The following is a 17,275-nucleotide window of genomic DNA, read 5'->3' as shown; positions in this document are numbered from 1 at the left end:
CCTCAGCGGCGCAGTGTGGCGATGACCTGCTCTGCCAGCTGCTCCAGCGCGCGGCCGGTCGCCCGGGCGATCTCTGCCGGGGTGTCGCCGGCAAGCGGCACGGCGATGGCGAAGGGGGCGATGCGTTCGCGTACGATCTGATCGGGGGAGGAGATCGCGAATTGCCCGGTCAGATGCATCTGGCCGTCGAGCCGCGCCGCCAGTTCGGAGACCCGGACATCGACCAGCGCCTGCGCCGGGGTGGAGAGCGGCCAGGGCTCGGCGGCGACCTGCGCCCGGCTGCGCGCGGCGATGCGGTCGGCCAAGAGCTGGGTCATCGCCCGCGGCGGCGTGTCGGCCCAGAGCGCGCCCTGCACCGGTTTCAGCGCGCCGGTCTCGTCCTCGCGCAGGATCTCATCCTCGGCGGCATAGGCCGGCAGAGAGACCTGCCGCACTTCGAGCGTGGCGACCCGCAGCGCGACCTGACCCGCCGTGCCGGTCTCAGCCGGGGCGGAGATCAGATAGCGCGGATCGTTGTCGCCGCAGGCGACGAGAGCGAGCAGGAGAAAGGGGGCGAAACGTGTCATGAATCAGCGTCCGAACAGAATGGAATTGGGATTGCGTTCAAGCTTGCGGGCCAGGCTGGTCAACGCCTGCGCGGTGGTGCGCAGCTCCCGCAGGGTGTCGAGGGTGTCGCGGTTGAAGCGGGAGTTCTGGCCATAGCCCGCCAGAAGTCTCTGGGCCTCGGCGATCAGCGCGTCGATCCGCGCGGTCAGATCCGGCAGCCCGGAGACGGCGGTCTCGACCGCGCCGGCGGCCTCGCGGGCGGAGCCCAGCGTGGCGTTGAGGTTGTCGACCGCGCCGCCGGCGCGCAGATCGTCCAGCGCGGCGCGGGCCTCGTCCAGCGCGGCGGTCAGGCTGGCGGGCAGGGCGCGGGTGCTGTCCTGGTCGACCAGCGCCCCGGCCTTGTCGAGAAATCCGGTGGCGGCAGCCAGGAACTGTTCCACATCCAGCGAATTGGCCTTGGCGGTCAGCTGGTCCAGCCCGGTGATCAGCCCCGGCACCCCCGTGATGGTCTGGTCGAAGTACTCGGCGGTGCTGGTGACGGTGTCGGCCGCCTCCGATGCGGCGTCGAGCGCGGTGACCAGCCGGTTCACCGCCTGTGCGGTGTTCAGGTCGGAAGCGACCTTGCGCAGATCGGCCAGCGCCGCGCGCAGCTCTGCGGGCAGGGCCTGGGCATCGGCACCACCGACCAGATCGCGGGCGTCGTTCATCAGCCCGACGAAGGCATCCGGCGCCGCGCGCAGATTCTCGTCGCCCGCCAGGCTCTCGACCGAGGCCAGCGTGGCAATGGCCTGCTGCATCAGCTCCTCGACCGGGAGGGCATCGATCCGGTTCAGCACCCCCTGCGCGGTGGCGGCGGCATCCGGCAGGTCGGAGGTGACCGAGGGGATTCGGGGGGCGCCGGTGCCGTTGGTGGTCAGCTGCGCCGGCGGCGCGTCGGGCAGTTCTGCCAGCTCGACCGACAGGGTGCGCGAGAAGATGCTTTTCGACACCAGCCGGGCCCTCAGCCCGTTGTCGATCTCCTCGGCGAAAAAGGCGATGGTCTGGGCTTCCGACGTCCCGGGATCGAGCCCGAGCCGGCCCGGATCGATCGACAGCGTCGCCCGCAGGATCACGTCCTGACCGCTTTCGTTGCGTTCGACGAAGGCGCCGAGCGTGGTGACCTTGCCGATGGTCAGCCCCTTGTAGATCACCTCTGACCCGACAGCGAGCCCGGCGACCGACTGCTGGAATTCCACCGCCAGTTCGATCGGGTTTTCCACCGCCTTGTTGAAGGCGGACGACCGGGCGTCCTCTTCGCTCTCATAGAGGTCGAAGACATGGCCGGCCTCGATCGGGGCGCCGCCGGAATAGACCGTGTCGAAGGACAGCCCGCCGCGCAGGATGCCGGCGACCGACCCGACCGAGAGGTTGAGCCCCTGCGGCCCGAAGTTCACCGAGAATCCGGAGGTCTGCCAGAACCGGGTGGCGGTGGTCAGGCGCCGGTCGTGCGGCGCGGCGATAAAGGCGCGGGCGGTGACCGCATTGCCATCCTCGGCCAGTTGCGGTGCCTCGATCTTGCCGACCTCGATGCCCTGGAAATAGATCGGCGCGCCGGCGGTCAGCTTGCTGCCGTCCTCGGTGCGCAGGGTGACGCGGGTGCCCTTCATGCCGGGCATCACCAGCGGGGTTTCCTTTAGCCCCTTGAAGCTGGTGGCGGCGCGGCCGGTGGCCGGCTCGAAAGCGGCCTGGATATAGACACCCGACAGAACCGTGGAGAGCCCGGAGATACCGCTGGCCGAGACCTCGGGGCGGACCACCCAGAATTCGGCATTTTCCGGCAGCTTGGCGGCGACCGCCCGGTCGATGCGGGCGTGGACGATGACCTCGGTCAGATCCTCGGCGAAGGCGACATCCTCAACCACGCCGATATTCACGTCGCGATAGCGGATCAGGGTCTCGTCGGCGGTGACGCCGGCGGCATTCTCGAAATGAATCTCGATGCGGGTGCCGCGCTCGGCCCAGCTTTGCCAGGCGATGAACAGGGTCACCGCCAGCGCCACCACCGGCACCAGCCAGACCAGCGACAGGTTGCGCCAGAACGAGGTCTGCCGCGCCTCGACGATCGGTTCGGCGGCGGTGGGGGTGTCCATCTTGCGGCTCTCCATGGCGGCGCTGTCCTGGTCTTGGGTCGGGTCGGTCATGTCAGTCTGCATCCTCCCAGATCAGGCGGGGATCGAAACTCAGCGCGGCCAGCATTGTAAAGGCGACGGAGAGCGCAAAGCTGACCGCGGCGATGCCGGGTCGGATCGTCGCCGCGAAATCGAGCTGCACCAGTGACGACAGGATCGCCACCACGAAGACGTCGATCATCGACCAGCGGCCGATGAATTCCACCACCTCGAACAGCAGGTGACGGCGGTGTGCCGACAGCCGCACCCGCCGCGAGATGCTGAGCGCGAGATAGGCGATGGCGATGAATTTCGACACCGGAATGACGAGAGAGGCGCCGAAGACGATCAGCGCCACGCCGATATCGCCGTGATGCATCAGCTCGATCACCCCGCCGAAGATGGTGTTGTCGTATTCGCGGCCCAGCTGGGTGGTGCGCAGCATCGGATAGAGGTTGGCCGGCACATAGACCACCAGCCCGGCGATCAGCCAGGCCCAGACCCGTTGCAGGCTGGCGGTGTCGCGCGGGACCAGCGGCGCGCCGCAGCGGTCGCATCGGCCGGGGCCGGGCCGGTGGACCCGGCCGCATTGGGTGCAGCCGATCAGCCCGGCCTGATGCGCGGTCACGATCTGCGGCGGGCGTCCAGGGTTTTCCAAACCGTCACTCTGCTCATGAAATTGTCCTTCAGCACGGTCACGATGACCAGCGCCACAAAGGCCCAGAACGCCGGGCCGAGCGAGATATGCGCCAGTCCCGCCACTTTGACCAGCGCCACCGCGACGCCGACGACGAAGACCTCGGCCATGGCCCAGGGCCGCAGCATCTCGACCAGGCGGAACACCGGGGCGGCATGGCGGGCGGGATGCCAGCCGAAGGCCATCGGCCCCAGCACATAGAGAAGCCCGAGAAAGCGGATCGTCGGCAGCACCACGATCAGCGCCGCCATGGCGATGGTCAGCGGTTCCGTGAGCCCGCCGGAGAAGGCCATCACCGTGTCCAGGAGCGAGGAGCGGCGGATCATCCCGGCGGCCTCGAGCTCCAGAAAGGGAAAGAAGATCGCCGCCACCATCAGGATCAGCGCCGACAGCGCCAGCATGATGATCCGGGTCATCGCCTGGGTCCGCGGCGCCTCGATCACCGTGTTGCAGCGCGGGCAGCGCGCGGTTTCGCCCACCGCGACGGCGGGGGCTTTCAGCAACGCGTCGCAGGTCGGGCAGGCGAGCAGATCGTCCGCATCTGGGGCAACGGCAGGGGAGGGGGACGCGGCGACCATGGTGCCAAGCTACTGCACCGCCGCCGGGGTGAAAAGCCATCGCGGGGGGCTGCCGTGGCGGCGTCGGCGGAAGCTGGCGGATTCGCGTTTGCCCATGTACTTCTGCGCCGAGTTCCGATAGGAGCGGTGATCTTCCGTCGTTCCGACGTTCACTTACGGCGCCTGCCGCGCGCTGTCGCATGGATTTTCTGAATATGATCACCCCCCTGTCCGAGGCGCTGGCCGAGCGCGGATTCGATAAGCTGACACCGGTGCAGGAGGCGGTGATCGCGCCGGATGTCGAAGCCTCCGATCTGCTGGTTTCGGCGCAGACCGGTTCGGGCAAGACCGTGGCCTTCGGGCTGGCGATCGCGCCGACGCTTCTGGGGGCGGAGCCGCAGTTCGGCCCGGCGGCGACGCCGATGGCGCTGGTGGTGGCACCGACCCGCGAGCTGGCGTTCCAGGTCAAGCGCGAGCTGTCCTGGCTTTATGAAAAGACCGGCGCGGTGGTGGCCTCCTGCGTCGGCGGCATGGACATGCGGCAGGAACGCCGGGCGCTGGACCGCGGTGCCCATATCGTCGTCGGCACCCCGGGCCGGCTGCGCGACCATATCGAACGCGAATCCCTGGACCTGAGCGGGCTGCGTGCCATCGTGCTGGACGAGGCCGACGAGATGCTGGACCTCGGCTTTCGCGAGGATCTGGAATTCATGCTGGGCGAGGCCCCGGAGGACCGGCGCACGCTGCTGTTCTCGGCTACGGTGCCGCCGATGATCGCCAAGCTGGCGGAGCAATATCAGCGCGACGCCCGCCGGATCAGCACCATCGACACCAGCCGGCAGCATGCCGATATCGCCTATCAGGCGATCCGGGTCGCGGCCTCTGACAGCGATCACGCCATCTTCAACCTGCTGCGGTTCCACGAGGACCAGAGCGCCATCGTCTTCGCCAATACCCGGGCGACGGTGAACCATCTGGCGGCGCGGCTCAGCAACCGGGGGCTTGCCACCGTCATCCTGTCGGGAGAGCTGAGCCAGACCGAACGCTCGCACGCGTTGCAGGCGATGCGGGACGGTCGGGCGCGGGTTTGTGTCGCCACGGATGTGGCGGCGCGCGGCATCGACCTGCCGAACCTGACGCTGGTGATCCATGCCGATCTGCCGACCAATACCGAAACGCTGCTGCACCGCTCCGGCCGGACCGGGCGGGCCGGGCGCAAGGGGATCTCGGCGCTGATCGTGCCGCCGAAATCGGTCAAGCGGGCGGAGCGGCTGCTGAAATGGGCGAAGCTTTCGGCGGAATGGACCGTGGCGCCCTCGGCCGAGGATATCCTGCAGAAGGACGAGGAGCGGCTGCTGACCGATCCCGCCTGGGCCGAACCGCTGAGCGAGGAACAGTCCGCCTTTGCCGAAAAGCTGCTGGCGCAATACAGCCCGGAGGTGATCGCGGCGGCCTATCTGCGGCTTTATCAGGGCCGCCGGGCCGCGCCGGAAGAGCTGCGTGCCCCCGATGCCGCCCCGGCCGCGCGGGAGCACAAGGACTTCGGCCCGAGCCGCTGGGTGGCGCTGTCGGTCGGCCATGACAAGACGGCGAGCGCCCGATGGCTGCTGCCGCTGCTGTGCCGGGCCGGACAGCTGGACAAATCCGCCATCGGCGCCATCCGGGTGCAGGACACCGAAAGCTTCGTCGAGATCGCCGAGCCCAGCATCGAGGGTTTCATGGCGGTGCTGGGCGAGGATGGCGTTCTGGAGGACGGCATCGCGGTGCGGCTGCTGGACGAGGCGCCGGCACTGCAGCGCGACAGCGGCCCCAGACCGCAGCCGCGCCGGCGCGAAGGCGACCGGCCGCGCGGGCGCGATGACCGGCCCGCGCCGCAAAAGCCCCCCTACAAGCCCCGGCGGCACGAACGCGCGGAGGAGCGGTCCGAGGCCGCGCCCGAGCGCAGGCCGCGCCCTTCGGCGGCGGCGCAGGACAGGGGCAGCTGGGACAAGGGGCCCCGCGACAAGGAGAGCCGCGACAAGGGGAGCCGTGACAGCAGGGGCTGGGACAAGGCCCCCCGTGACAATGGACCTCGTGACAATGGCCCTCGTGACAGGTCCCCTTATGAGAAAAGCCCCCGAGACCGGGGGCCGCGTGACCATGGCGCCTCCGACGCTGCGCGGGCGCCGGCCAAATACGGGCGCAAGCCGGGGGACAAGCCAGCCGGGAAGCCCGGCGCGAAGCCTGCTGGCAAGCCGGGTGGGTTTTCCGCGGCCAAGCCCTTCGGCAAGCCCGGTGGCAAACCGGCCGGGAAACCGGCTGGCAAACCGTCGGGGACATTTGCCGGCAAGGGCCCGGGCAAGCCCTCTGGCAAACCCGGCGGCAAACCCTCTGGCAAGCCGGCGGGCAAACCGAAGGCCGGCTTCGCCGATGCGCGCGACAGCTCGAAACGCTTCACCCCGCCGGGCAAGACCCCCAGCGCACCGCGCAAGCCCGCCGGGCCGCGCGTCGGCGGCAGCGAGCCGCCCCGCCGCAAGAAGCCCTGAGGCCGCTATCGGGCCCTGAGGCAGAGCGCCGCCCCTGATCAATGGCGGCGCTCTCCGAGGTGTCCTGGTGGGGCGGATCGCGACGTCCGCCGCGGTTACCAGCTGTTGTACGAGAGATACTTGCCGGACATCTCGACCTTGACCCGGTCGCCCTTGGGATGCGGCACCCGGGTCACCTGCATGTCGAAATCGATCGCCGACATGATGCCGTCGCCGAACTTCTCGTGGATCAGCGCCTTGAGCGTCGGACCATAGACGCCGACCACCTCGTAGAAGCGATAGATGCAGGGATCGGTCGGCACCGTCTGCGACCAGATCTTGGTCGGGCTTTCCTGCAGCACCTCCGCCGCCTCCTGCGGCAGCGACAGCACCGCGGTCAGAAGCGTGGCTTTCTCGGCGGGAAAGGCGTTCATGCCCATGCAGGCCGAATGGGTCCAGACCGGGGACATGTCGATCTTTTCCGCGATCTCCTCCCAGGTCAGGCCGACCTGTTTCTTGGCCGACAGGATCATCGCCGTCACGTCCTCTTTGGTCATCATCTTGGGAACCTCCAGTATGTCTTTGCTTGGTGGGGATTTCGAAGGGGGATCACAGGCCCAGATCGCTCAGGCCCGGGTGATCGTCGGGGCGGCGCGGACCGTCCCAGTGAAACTTGCGGTCGGTGTCCGCAATCGGCAGATCGTTGATCGAGGCATGGCGCACCGCCATCAGCCCGTTTTCGTCGAACTCCCAGTTCTCGTTGCCGTAGGAGCGGGTCCAGCGGCCCCGAGCGTCGTGCCATTCGTAGGCGAATCGCACCGCGATGCGGTTGCCGGCATGGGCCCAGACCTCCTTGATCAGCCTATAATCCAGCTCTCGCTGCCATTTGCGGGTCAGGAAGGCCTCGACCTCGGCCCGTCCGGCGATGAACTCCGACCGGTTGCGCCAGCGGGTGTCCGGCGTATAGGCCAGCGCCACCCGGGCGGGATCGCGGCTGTTCCAGGCGTCTTCCGCCATCCGGGCCTTGGTCACGGCCTCGGCGGCGGAGAAGGGCGGCAACGATGGCCGTTGGGGCTGCGTGGTCATGGGGTCACTGCCCGCAGATGCGGGGCCGCAGGGCCATCCGCCGGCGCATCGGGCGTGCCGGTTTCGGTCAGATCGATGCGCACGGTTTCCGGCCGCTGATCCGCCCCGTCCGAGGCCCGCCCGGCCAGTTCCCGCGATCGCTGGCCGAGGAAATGCACCAGGTGATTGCGGATCGCGTAGTAATTCGGATGTTCCACGATCTCGGTTCGCTTGCGCGGCCGGGGAATGGTGATCTCGACCGATTCCGCGACGCGGGCAAAGGGGCCGTTGGTCATCAGCAGGATGCGGTCGGCCAGCAGGATCGCCTCGTCGATGTCATGGGTGATCATGAACACCGTCTGTTCGGTGCCGCCCCAGATCTTCAGCAGCTCGTCCTGAATGGTGCCCCGGGTCAGCGCATCGAGCGCACCGAAGGGTTCGTCCAGCAGCAGCAGTTTCGGGTGATTGGCAAAGGCTCGCGCGATGGAGACCCGCTGGCGCATGCCGCCCGACAACTGGCTGGGCTTGCGGTGCACCACGTCGCCCTCCAGCCCGACCATCGCCAGATACTTCAGCGACTGCGCCTCGATCTCTGCCCGGGAGCGATTGGGATAGCGCGCCCGCACCCCGAAGATCACGTTCTTCAGGGCCGACAGCCAGGGCAGCAACGAATAGTTCTGGAACACCACGCCGCGGTCCAGGCTGGGGCCCGAGACCTCGTAGCCGTCCATCTTGACGACGCCGCTGCTGGGCTCTGCCAGGCCGGCGAGAATGTTCATGATGGTCGACTTGCCGCAACCGGAATGACCGAGGATGCAGACGAATTCGCCCTTTTCGATGCCGAAGCTGGCGTTTTCGAACACGGTCATGGTGCCGCCCTTGCCGTCTGGAAAGGTCTGGGTCAGCCGTTCGACGCTGAGGGATGGTTTTGTCATGGGACCCTCCTTATTCCGCATAGGCGACGGCGCGCTGCAGCCAGGCGAAGGCCGAATCCAGCAGCATGCCGACGACGCCGATCATGAGGATCGAGAAGATGACCGAGGTCAGGTCGAGGTTGTTCCACTCGTTCCAGACGTAATAGCCGATGCCGGTGCCGCCCACGAGCATCTCGGCCGCGACGATCACCAGCCAGGCGATGCCGATGGAGATCCGCATGCCGGTGATGATGGTCGGCGCGGCGGCGGGCAGGATCACCGTGAAGGCGGTGCGCAGCGGCCCCAGTTCATGGGTGCGGGCGACGTTGACCCAATCCTGCCGGACACCGGCGACGCCGAAGGCGGTGTTGATCAGCATCGGCCAGATCGAGCAGATGAAGATGACGAAGATCGCGCTGGCCTCGCTGTCCTGGATGATGAACAGCGCCAGCGGCATCCAGGCCAGCGGAGAAATCGGCCGCAGCACCTGGATGAACGGGTTCAGCGCCCGGTAGGCCACCGGCGACATGCCGATCAGGAAGCCCAGCGGGATCGCCACCAGCGCCGCCAGCAGATAGCCCGAGAGCACCCGGTAGATCGAATAGCCGATCTGGATGCCGATGCCCTTGTCGTTGGGGCCGGCATCGTAGAACGGGTTCGACAGCTGTTCCCAGGCTTTGACCAGAACCTGGCTGGGCGGCGGCACACCGGCCTTCGGCGCGCCGCCCCCTGTCAGCCTTTCGTATTCGGTCAGCTCTGCGGCGGCTTTCTGGGCCGGTATGGCGGCCTCCCAGATCAGCAGGCCGACCGCCAGCAGGACCAGCGACAGCAGCGCCGCCCGCTGGTTGAGCGTGAGCTTGCCCATGCCTCAGCCCTTCCCGATCGCGAAGCTCTTCACATAGGCCTCCGGTTCGGCCGGATCGAAGGTTTTGCCCATGATGGTGTGGGACTTGTAGGTGATCTCCGGCGCCTCGTAGCCGAGATCGTTCATCACCTTCCTGCAGTCGGCGGCCAGATAGACGTTTTCCGCCACCTTGCGATAGTCGACATCGCCCTCGATATAGCCCCAGCGCTTCATCTGGGTCAGGATCCAGACCCCCATCGAATGCCAGGGGAAGGGATCGAAATCGATGCGGTCGGGCACTTTCTGCACCTCGCCCAGGCCGTCGGCATAGGTGCCGGTCAGCACCTGTTCGATCACCGGCACCGGCTGGTTGAGATAGTTGGTCGGGGCGATGGCGGCGGAGATTTCCTTGCGGTTCTCGGGGTTCGAGGCGTATTGCGTCGCGTCCACGATGGATTTCAGCAGCGCGCCATAGGTGTTGGGCAGTTCCGTCGCGAAGCTGAGCGGCGCGGCGAAGGCGCAGCAGGGGTGACCCTCCCAGATGGTCTTGGTCAGCGTGTGGATGAAGCCGATGCCCTCCCAGACGGCGCGCTGGTTGAACGGGTCGGGCGAGAGATAGCCGTCGAGGTTGCCGGCGCGCAGGTTGGCGACCATCTCGGGCGGCGGCACCACGCGGATCTGGATATCGACATCCGGGTCCAGCCCGTATTCCGCCACATAGTAGCGCAGCAGGAAGTTGTGCATCGAATATTCGAAGGGCACTCCGAAGGTGAAGCCCTTCCATTGTTTCGGGTCGCGTTTGTCCAGATGTTCGTTCGACAGCACAATGGCCTGGCCGTTGATGTTCTCCACCGCCGGCATGATGTAGGGCGTCGCCACCGATCCGGCGCCCAGCGTCATCGCCAGAGGCATCGGTGTCAGCATGTGGCTGGCGTCATATTCGCCCGACAGGGATTTGTCGCGCGCCACCGCCCAGCCGGCGGTCTTGATGACCTTGGCGTTCAGCCCGTAGCGTTCGTAAAATCCCATCGGTTGGGCCATGATGATCGGTGTGGCGCAGGTGATCGGCACGAAACCGATGCTGAGATCGGTCTTTTCCGGGGTGCCGAGCGTGTCGAGGATCGCCGCCTTGGCCTTGTCCATCGGAAACGCCGAGGCCAGCGCCGCCGCCACGGTGCCGCCGCCGAGCATGCCCATGAAGGACCGCCGGCCGATATCGCTGTGGCCGAAGACGGAGCGCACCACGGCGCTTTCGATGGCGCGGTCCAGCATGTCGTCCGAAGACATCGGCGAAGACATCGGCGCGCGATCCGACTCCCCGGTCGCTTCGGCTCCGGCGCAACTGGCACAGCCGCAGTCCGCCCCATGCCGCAAATCGGTCTCTGCCGAGTAGGGATTTCCCAGGCTCTTGATCGTCATATGCGTACCCTTTCCTGTGTCGTTGCTGCCATGATGAAAGGGCGACGGGGCTGGTCACAAGCGGGCGACCGAAATATGGGCGATCCAATTAAGTTTATATAAATCAAATTCTTGCGTGGAACGTTCCGCGAGCTCATTTCACGAGTAATCGTAAATTACGAATTTTCGTTTTTTCATGCGGCGGCGCAGCGATAGCCTGCGGCCATGCTCGACCACCCGGCAATTTTCGATTCTCTTCTGCATGCGCTGCCGGAAGCGGCGCTGGTGCTGGATCTGTCGTCGGACCGGATCGCCTGCCTCAATCAGAGGGCAGCAGACTGGCTGGCGGTGACGCCCTCCGATCCGCCGGCCTTTTCACAGCTGCTGGGCGCGGCGCTGGCGGACTTCATCGTCTTCGTCGACGAGGTCGATCACCGTGGCGAGGGCTGGACCCGCAGCGTGGCGATCCGAGACAGCCAGGGGCAGGCGCTGAACTGCGAATTGCGCGGCCGGCTGATCCATGGTGCGCCGGGGCATATGCTGCTGATGCTGCTCGATCTGGGAGAGCTGCACCGCCGCACCCAGATCACTGAGGAGGAAGAGCTGCATCGCGCCGGGGTGACCGAATGGAAGCGTGCCGAACGGTTCTTTGCCGATCTGGAGCGGCAGAACCAGCTGATCCTGAATGCCGCCGGCGAAGGGATCTACGGGCTGAATGCCGAGGGCAAGATGACCTTCGTCAATCGCGCCGCCCAGGAAATGCTGGGCTGGACAGCGGAGGATCTGCTGGGCTGCGACATGCACGCGATGATCCATCATCATCATCTGGATGGCTGTATCTACCGGTCGCAGGATTGTCCGATCTACCGCTCGTTCCGGTTCGAACAGGTGCACCGGATCGAGGATGAGGTGTTCTGGCGCAAGGATGGCAAGCCGATCCGGGTGGAATATGTCTCGACCCCGATCTACGACCAGCAGGTGCTGGCCGGGGCGGTGGTGATCTTCCGCGATATCACCGAGCGGAAGGAGAACGAACGCCGCCTGCATGACGCGCTGGAGGAGGTGGCGGCGCTGCGCGACCGGCTGGAACAGGAAAACGCCTATCTGCAGGAGGCGATCAGCTCGGAACGGGCGCATCACGATATCATCGGCGTGTCGCCGGCCATTCACCGGATCCAGACCCAGATCGACCTGGTGGCCCGCACCGAGGCGACGGTGCTGATCACCGGAGAGACCGGATCGGGCAAGGCGCTGGTGGCCTCGGCGATCCACAAGGCCAGCAGCCGGTCGCGCCGGCCGCTGATCCATTTCAAGTGCAACTCGGTCGCGCCGGAGGCGGTGGAGGCCGAGCTGTTTGGTCAGATCCGCGGTGCCTATCCCGGTGCGGTGCGCGACAAGCCGGGCAAGCTGGAACTGGCCCATGGCGGCACCCTGTTTCTGGAGGATGTGGTGGAACTGCCCATCGACATCCAGGGCCGGCTGCTGCACGCGTTGCAGGCGGCAGAGGTCACCCGGCTGGGCGATACCCGCGCCAAACGGCTGGATATCCGGGTTATCGCCTCGATGGCACCGCCGCCGGACAAGGCGCTGAAGAGCGGCCGGCTGCGCGAGGATCTGCTGCTGTTTCTCAATCTGTTTCCGATCGCCTGCCCTCCGCTGCGCGACCGGGTGGAGGACGTGCCGCTGCTGGCGGCGCATCTGCTGAAAATCGCCTGCGCCCGGCTGAACCGGCCGGTGCCGGTGATCACCGAGGGCACCATCCGCCGGATGAAGGATTACGACTGGCCCGGCAACGTGCGCGAGCTGCACAATGTGATCGAACGCGCCGCTATCGTGTCGAAGGGCCGCAAGCTGATTCTGGAGAGCGCCAATGCCAAGCCCGGGGCGGCGCCGCAAAGTCAGGCGGTGCGCACCGATGCGGAGATGAAGCGGATGATCCGCGACAACATCATTGCCAGCATGCGCGAAACCGGCGGTCGGGTCGCCGGTGCCAACGGCGCGGCGGCGCTGCTGGGGGTGCGGCCGACAACGCTTTATTCCCGGCTGAGCGCGCTGGCGATCGAAGAACACGAATGGCGGTAAAGGCGCCTGCCTGGGCGCCGCTCTTGGCGTCTCAGCCGGTCTCGCAGCCCTGGCCGCGGTGCTGATCCGGGCAGAACTGCCCGCGAATCGGGCGGCGGGGCCGCCGGGCAAAGCTCAGAAAATCCTTCGTTCTTTCGTGGTTGCTTCGGATGCGGCGGCGCTGAAAGGATGACTCAACTGCGGGCTGAATGGCTGCCGGCGCATGGAAAAGGAGGGGCCATGCCGTTGCGCGGCGATGTTCAACTGGTTGTCACAGGCGCTCTCTAAGCAGGGGGCAATGCCGCTGAGAGGTGCCGCGCCGGGGAGGGGCGTGAGGGACCCGGCCAAATGGGAAAGAGGTTCTTGATGACGCATCCCTCCACGGTTCTGTCGAATCGCACTTACGATCAGCTCCGCTCCGGCGACAGCGCCAGCCTGACCCGCTCGGTCGGCGAAGACGATATCAAACTGTTTGCCGCGGTCTCAGGCGATGCCAATCCGGCGCATCTGGATCCGGCTTTTGCCGAACAGGGGATTTTCGGTCATGTCATTATGCATGGGATGTGGACCGCGGCTCTGGTCTCGGCGGTGCTGGGCACCCGGTTGCCGGGGCCGGGCACCATCTATCTGGGGCAGGAAATCCGGTTTCTGCGGCCGGTGAACCCGGGTGACACGGTGACCGCGACGGTGCGGGTGCTGGAGAAGCACGATCACAATCAGCGCGTCACGCTGGAGACCATCTGCACCAATCAGGACGGCAAGGAGGTGCTGAGCGGCATCGCCACCGTCAAGGCACCGGATCAGCCGGTGAACTGGCCGATGTCGCCGCTGCCCGAGGTGTCGGTGCGCCGGCCCGGCCGCTATGCCGCCTATGTCGAGGAGGCCTGCGCGCTGCCGCCGGTGCCTGCCGGTATCGTGCATCCCTGTTCCGGCGTCGCGCTGAAAACCGCGCTGGAGGTGCGGGACAAGGGCCTGGTCGAGCCGCTGTTGATCGGCCCGGAAGACAAGATCCGTGCCGTCGCCGAGGCCGAGGGGCTGTCGCTCGACGGGCTGGAGATCGAACCGGTGGCGCATAGCCACGCCGCCGCCGCCCGCGCGGTGGAACTGGCGGCCAGCGGCCGGGTGTCGATGCTGGTCAATGGCTTCGGCCACAGCGAGGAACTGCTGAACGCGGTGGCCGCGCCGGGATCGGGGCTGCGGACGGAGCGGCAGATCAGCCATGTCTATGTGATGGACGTGCCGACCTACGACAAGCTGGTGGTGGTCACCGATGCGGCGGTGAACATTCAGCCGTCGCTGGAGGACAAGCGCGATATCGCCCAGAACGCCATCGACATGCTGCGGATGCTGGGGGTCGAGGACCCCAAAGTGGCGGTGCTGGCAGCCGTGGAAACCGTCAATCCGCGGATGCCGGCGACGCTGGATGCAGCGGCGCTGACCGCAATGGCGGCGCGTGGCCAAATCACCGGCGCCCGGGTCGACGGGCCGCTGGCCTTCGACAATGCGATCAATGCGGCGGCGGCGGCGACCAAGGGTATCGTCTCGCCGGTGGCGGGACATGCCGACATCCTGCTGGTGCCCGATCTGGAGGCCGGCAACATGCTGGCGAAACAGCTGATCTACTTCGGGAACGCGGCGGCGGCGGGGCTGGTGCTGGGGGCGCGGGTGCCGATCGTGCTGACCAGCCGCGCCGATTCCCTGAGCGTGCAGATCGCCTCGGCGGCGCTGGCCCGGCTGGGCGTCGCCCGCAAGCCGCTGATGCCCGGGCTCTGAGCCGGTCCGGGCGATGCCGAACCCAAGTCAAACCAAGTCAAACCCTCGAAACGGGAGGACATCGGAATGCAGAAACTGGTCGATCTGACGGGCAAGCGCGGGCTTGTGGTCGGGGTGGCGAATGAACACAGCATCGCCGCCGGCTGTGCGCGGGCGTTCCGCGCCGCCGGCGCCGAAGTGGCGCTGACCTACCTCAACGATATTGCCAAACCCTATGTCCAGCCGGTGGCGGATGAGATCGGCGCGCCGATGCTGATGCCGCTGGATCTGCGCGAGGAGGGCGCGCTCGAAGCCGTGTTCGAGCAGGTTTCCGCCCAATGGGGGAAATTCGATTTCCTGCTGCATTCCGTCGCATTCGCGCCCCGAGAGGACTTGCATACCAGTGTAGTGAATTGCTCTTCCAAGGGTTTTTCGGTAGCCATGGATATCTCGTGCCATTCGTTTTTGCGAATGGCGCGTCTGTCCCGGCCGCTGATGACCGAGGGGGGCGCGCTGATGACGGTCAGCTATTACGGGGCGGATCGCGTGGTCGAGGATTATAACCTGATGGGGCCGGTCAAGGCGGCGCTGGAGGCCAGCGTGCGCTATGCCGCCGCCGATCTCGCCGCCGAGGATATCCGCGTCTTTGCGTTGTCCGCCGGGCCGATCAAGACCCGGGCTGCCTCCGGGATCGCGCATTTCGACGAGCTGATCGACCGGGTGCGGGAGCGCACGCCGTCGCATCATCTGGTGTCGATCGAAGAGGTGGGCCGGATCGCCGCCTTTCTCGCCAGCGAGGCGGCCGGCCCGATGAGCGGTTCGGTGATCTACGCCGACAACAGTTTTCACGTGATGGCCTGACGGTCGGGCCTCATCTACTAGCAGGAGAAGAGAATGACCAAAGTTGCAATCGTCACCGGCGGTACACGGGGCATCGGGCGCGCGACCAGTATCGCGCTGAAGGATGCCGGGTACAGCGTGGCAGCGAATTACGCTGGCAACGACGCGGCAGCGGCGGCCTTTACCGAAGAAACCGGCATTCCGGCCTTCAAATGGTCGGTCGCGGATTACGACGCCTGCGCCAAGGGTGTGGCCGAAGTCGAAGCGGCGCTGGGGCCGGTGTCGGTGCTGGTGAACAACGCCGGCATCACCCGCGACGCCTTCTTTCACAAGATGACGCCGCAACAGTGGCGCGAGGTGATCGACACCAACCTCTCCGGCGCCTTCAACATGACCCACAACGTCTGGACCGGCATGCGGGAACGCAAGTTCGGCCGCGTGGTCTGCATCTCGTCGATCAACGGGCAGAAGGGTCAGGCGGGGCAGGCAAACTATTCCGCCGCCAAGGCCGGCGACATCGGCTTCGTCAAGGCGCTGGCGCAGGAAGGCGCGCGCGCCGGCATCACCATCAACGCCATCTGCCCGGGCTATATCGCCACCGATATGGTCATGGCGGTGGATCAGAAGATCCGCGATGCAATCACCGCGCAGATCCCGGTGGGCCATCTGGGCGCGCCCGAGGATATCGCGCGTTGCGTGGTCTTCCTCGCCTCTGACGACGCGGGCTTCATCACCGGTTCGACCGTGACCGCCAACGGCGGCCAGTATCTGGCCTGACGCCGGCGCCCGGACGAACCGGGCGGGATAACCAACAAGGGCCCCGGCCGCAGCTGCGGTCGGGGCCCTTGCCGTCGGCCGGTCCGAGCAGGCTTGCCGCCTTAGCGGATGCCCGCTTCTGCCAGGATCGGAAGCACGTTGTCGCGGAAATAGGGGAACTCGTCGACATAGTTGACGAAGGACAGCGTGGTGCCGGCAAAGCCGGTTTCATGCAGCTTGATGATGCCCTCTGCCACCTGCTGCGGCGTACCCACCAGCGGAAAACCACCATGGCCCTGCGCCATCAGGTAGCGGATTTGCGCCAGCAGGTCGTGCGGGAAGCTGTGGGCATGGGCGAACTGCAGGTTCACCAGATTGTCCACGGCTTCCCAGTCGGCGTTGTCGTCGGTGATGTATTTCTGGAAGGCGCGGGCCTCTGCTTCGGTTTCGCGGCAGATGACGTGGCTGAAGGTCAGCACGCCGACATCGCGGCCCTTGCCGGCGGCCTGTTCCTTGAGCTCCTGGATCTCGTCCTTGGAGCGGCTGAGATCGATCGCCGGGGTGAACAGGAAATCGGCGTTGTCGGTGGCGAACTCGCGCCCCTGCGGCGAGCCCGCGGCATTCAGGATCGGCACGCTGCCGTTGATCGGCTTGGGATCGCCCATCACGTGCTTCAGCTTGAAATAGGTGCCTTCCCAGTCGAAATACTCGTCCGCCGTCCACAGTTTGCGGATCACGTCGAACCATTCCTGAGCATAGCCATAGCGGGTTTCATGATCGTCGGGCAGGGTCAGTCCCAGCGCCTCGTATTCCGGCTTGTTCCAGCCCGCCACGATGTTCAGACCGGCGCGGCCGCGGCTGATCTGGTCGATGGTGGCGATCTGCTTGGCGATCACCACCGGGTTGTTGGCGGCGGTGTGGATGGTGGCGAAGACGCTGATGTCCTTGGTCGAGGCCAGCAGGCCGGCGGCCCAGGTCATCGTCTCCAGAACGCCGCCGTGAAAATCGGTTTCGCCGCCATAGCCGATCCAGCGGGCGATCGGCAGCATGAAGTCGATGCCGGCCTCGTCCAGGGTAGTGCCCCGTGGGGTGGTGTAAGAGGCCGCGCGCGAAGCCCTTGGCGTAGCGCAGCGCGCGGCCGGGCTGGCGGCCATCGCGCTTCTTCGTAGTCTGAGGTTGTTCGAAGACCGACGA

Annotated in this window: 15 protein-coding genes; 5 read left to right on the top strand and 10 right to left on the bottom strand. The window is 66.5% G+C overall.

Going from position 1 to position 17,275, the window contains the following annotated elements; translation table 11 throughout:
• Window positions 1–2: 2 nt before the first annotated feature.
• Genes QO033_RS02710 through QO033_RS02695 form a run of 4 tightly spaced genes read right to left on the bottom strand, consistent with a single transcriptional unit; the run spans window position 3 to window position 3,968 of the window.
• Window positions 3–566, bottom strand: coding sequence for a PqiC family protein (locus QO033_RS02710; protein ID WP_284479393.1), 564 nt, complete (start codon window positions 564–566; stop codon window positions 3–5).
• Window positions 567–569: 3 nt separating this feature from the next.
• Window positions 570–2,726, bottom strand: coding sequence for an MlaD family protein (locus QO033_RS02705; RefSeq protein WP_321170040.1), 2,157 nt, complete (start codon window positions 2,724–2,726; stop codon window positions 570–572).
• Between the two features lies 1 nt (window position 2,727).
• Window positions 2,728–3,351 (bottom strand): paraquat-inducible protein A, encoded by a 624-nt coding sequence (locus QO033_RS02700; RefSeq protein ID WP_284479392.1) that lies wholly within the window; start codon window positions 3,349–3,351, stop codon window positions 2,728–2,730.
• Window positions 3,318–3,968 carry a paraquat-inducible protein A gene (locus tag QO033_RS02695; protein WP_284479391.1) on the bottom strand — a complete coding sequence of 217 codons (651 nt, stop codon included), beginning with the start codon at window positions 3,966–3,968 and terminating at the stop codon, window positions 3,318–3,320. Before QO033_RS02695 ends, QO033_RS02700 begins: the two co-directional genes overlap by 34 nt.
• 194 nt (window positions 3,969–4,162) lie before the next feature.
• Between QO033_RS02695 and QO033_RS02690 the strand changes: the two genes are divergently transcribed.
• A complete protein-coding gene (locus QO033_RS02690; RefSeq protein WP_284479390.1) occupies window positions 4,163–6,472 on the top strand; it encodes a DEAD/DEAH box helicase in 2,310 nt (769 codons plus the stop codon).
• Window positions 6,473–6,567: 95 nt separating this feature from the next.
• On the opposite strand, the gene cynS is transcribed toward QO033_RS02690, so the two are convergent.
• The 5 genes from cynS to QO033_RS02665 are packed head-to-tail and all read right to left on the bottom strand — an operon-like array spanning window position 6,568 to window position 10,693.
• Entirely contained in the window at window positions 6,568–7,011 is a 444-nt protein-coding gene (cynS, locus tag QO033_RS02685) for a cyanase (RefSeq protein WP_284479389.1), read from the bottom strand.
• Window positions 7,012–7,060: 49 nt separating this feature from the next.
• A complete protein-coding gene (locus tag QO033_RS02680) occupies window positions 7,061–7,537 on the bottom strand; it encodes a nuclear transport factor 2 family protein (RefSeq protein WP_284479388.1) in 477 nt (158 codons plus the stop codon).
• Complete coding sequence (locus tag QO033_RS02675) at window positions 7,534–8,451, bottom strand: ABC transporter ATP-binding protein (protein ID WP_284479387.1); 918 nt, start codon at window positions 8,449–8,451, stop codon at window positions 7,534–7,536. Before QO033_RS02675 ends, QO033_RS02680 begins: the two co-directional genes overlap by 4 nt.
• Window positions 8,452–8,461: 10 nt before the next feature.
• Complete coding sequence (ntrB, locus tag QO033_RS02670) at window positions 8,462–9,295, bottom strand: nitrate ABC transporter permease (protein WP_284479386.1); 834 nt, start codon at window positions 9,293–9,295, stop codon at window positions 8,462–8,464.
• Window positions 9,296–9,298: 3 nt separating this feature from the next.
• Window positions 9,299–10,693 carry a CmpA/NrtA family ABC transporter substrate-binding protein gene (locus QO033_RS02665; RefSeq protein WP_284479385.1) on the bottom strand — a complete coding sequence of 465 codons (1,395 nt, stop codon included), beginning with the start codon at window positions 10,691–10,693 and terminating at the stop codon, window positions 9,299–9,301.
• A 204-nt stretch (window positions 10,694–10,897) separates the two neighbouring features.
• Between QO033_RS02665 and QO033_RS02660 the strand changes: the two genes are divergently transcribed.
• The 4 genes from QO033_RS02660 to phbB all read left to right on the top strand — a co-directional run bounded on the left by QO033_RS02660 (window position 10,898) and on the right by phbB (window position 16,102).
• Window positions 10,898–12,754, top strand: a complete 1,857-nt coding sequence (locus QO033_RS02660) for a sigma 54-interacting transcriptional regulator (RefSeq protein WP_284479384.1) — start codon at window positions 10,898–10,900, stop codon at window positions 12,752–12,754.
• A 345-nt stretch (window positions 12,755–13,099) separates the two neighbouring features.
• Window positions 13,100–14,506, top strand: coding sequence for a bifunctional enoyl-CoA hydratase/phosphate acetyltransferase (locus QO033_RS02655; protein WP_284479383.1), 1,407 nt, complete (start codon window positions 13,100–13,102; stop codon window positions 14,504–14,506).
• 66 nt (window positions 14,507–14,572) lie between these two features.
• The gene (gene fabI / locus QO033_RS02650; protein ID WP_284479382.1) at window positions 14,573–15,346 is read left to right on the top strand and encodes an enoyl-ACP reductase FabI; all 774 of its coding nucleotides are present in this window, start codon (window positions 14,573–14,575) and stop codon (window positions 15,344–15,346) included.
• Between the two features lie 33 nt (window positions 15,347–15,379).
• Window positions 15,380–16,102 carry an acetoacetyl-CoA reductase gene (phbB, locus tag QO033_RS02645; RefSeq protein ID WP_284479381.1) on the top strand — a complete coding sequence of 241 codons (723 nt, stop codon included), beginning with the start codon at window positions 15,380–15,382 and terminating at the stop codon, window positions 16,100–16,102.
• Window positions 16,103–16,203: 101 nt separating this feature from the next.
• Here the strand turns inward: phbB and QO033_RS02640 are convergent, their stop codons facing one another.
• Window positions 16,204–17,235, bottom strand: a complete 1,032-nt coding sequence (locus tag QO033_RS02640; protein ID WP_284479380.1) for an LLM class flavin-dependent oxidoreductase — start codon at window positions 17,233–17,235, stop codon at window positions 16,204–16,206.
• Between the last annotated feature and the right edge of the window lie 40 nt (window positions 17,236–17,275).

Source organism: Pseudodonghicola flavimaris, assembly GCF_030164425.1.
GTDB lineage: Bacteria > Pseudomonadota > Alphaproteobacteria > Rhodobacterales > Rhodobacteraceae > Pseudodonghicola > Pseudodonghicola flavimaris.
Note: the sequence above shows the minus strand (reverse complement) of the source record. Positions and strands in the feature narration are given on the sequence as shown.